Annotated in this window: 1 protein-coding gene; it reads right to left on the bottom strand. The window is 36.7% G+C overall.

What is annotated here, in order from left to right:
- Nucleotides 1–75 precede the first annotated feature (75 nt).
- Entirely contained in the window at nucleotides 76–1,224 is a 1,149-nt protein-coding gene (locus LI162_RS15165) for a tyrosine-type recombinase/integrase (protein ID WP_020435676.1), read from the bottom strand.
- Nucleotides 1,225–1,465 lie beyond the last annotated feature (241 nt).

The following is a 1,465-nucleotide window of genomic DNA, read 5'->3' as shown; positions in this document are numbered from 1 at the left end:
TTTCGTAGAGTATACAACTCTACGAAAAAAATGAAATTAAGTTGAATTTATGGGGTTTTTAAAAGATATGACCAATTATTTGACGGTAAATACAGCGTTTAGCTTATCCATGTTTTGCTGTTTCTGCTCCATAGAAGGATGTACATACCGGTTTAGAGTTGTGTTAATATTGGAGTGTCCTAAAATCTCACTTAATGTCTTCATATCGAACCCAAGTTCTACGCAACGTGTTGCAAAAGTATGTCGCAGACAATGAAAATGAAGTGGTTCGATTTGACATTTTTTCAAAGTTTTTTTGAAATAATATTCGATCGACCGCGGCTCGCGAAAACTCATCTTCTTTCCAGTGAGGATATATGCTTCAGGATCTATCGTGTGAGATTGGACGTATTGCTGCAAGATCTCAAACAGGAAATCCGGAATCGGAATATTACGGATGGAGCTTTCTGTTTTTGGTGGAGTGATAATGATTTTTGTATTATGTTCCGAATCATCTGTGTGATCTTTAACTCTGTGTAAAGTCTTAGATATCTCCAGATATTGTTCCTGAAAATGAATATCTTTCCACTGCATTGCACAAAGTTCCCCAAGACGTACTCCTGTATATAGTGCAATCAGCGTTCCGATGTTTTTATGTGTCAGATTCCCCAATAAGTAGTCCTGCAAGGCCTGCTGTTCCTTTAAAGAGAGGATTCGAAGCGGTTTTTTGACGGGCTTAACAGGACAAAGTTCCGGATTACAAAGAGATAGCTCACCTTCCTTTTCAGCAGTCTTTAGAATTAATTTGACAACAGAACGGATATCGGTAACTGTTTTCGGAGCCAATCCGGAACCATCACTTTTTCCTGAAAGCAACAACTTGTTCAGAAATACTTCACAATCTTTATTACTGAACGTATAGACAAGGCGATCACCAATTATAGGACTGATATAGTGGCTGAAAAGATAATGGTATCTTACATAAGTAGATTCCTTGCTGGAAGGCTTCAGTCGTTCCAGCCAGAGCAATCCATAAAAGGAAATGTTCTTCTTCATACGGACACTTTGAAAAAGACGTGGATCCATTTTTCTCTTTGCATCATTTTGCTTTTTCTTAACAGTTAAATAATCCGCTGCATAGATAGAACGGTATCTGGGACTTCCATCTTCTTTGAATGCATAAATGTATCTGGCTTCCCAGCGACCGTCCTTCCTTTTGTAAATATTTTCTCCTCTTCGTGGCATGTTTTTCTCCTCCATTTTGACCATTTTTTTGACGGTAAATAAGTCAATAATCACAAAAAAAATAAGCAGTGATGTGTGATGAAAACGATTAATTTTTTGCGTATTATTGATAAGAATACACAAATTTCGACATTTCTGCCTTGACTTGAACGTATAATGAGAGTAAGATATCAATGATTAAAGTCTTTTTAAACCGTAAATTAACTATAAAGGAATTCGTAGAGTTGTATACTCTACGAAA

This window comes from Mediterraneibacter sp. 210702-DFI.3.120, assembly GCF_020561005.1.
Classification (GTDB): domain Bacteria; phylum Bacillota; class Clostridia; order Lachnospirales; family Lachnospiraceae; genus Mediterraneibacter; species Mediterraneibacter faecis.
The sequence above is the reverse complement of the archived record's forward strand: the minus strand, read 5'-3'. Positions and strand labels throughout refer to the sequence as shown.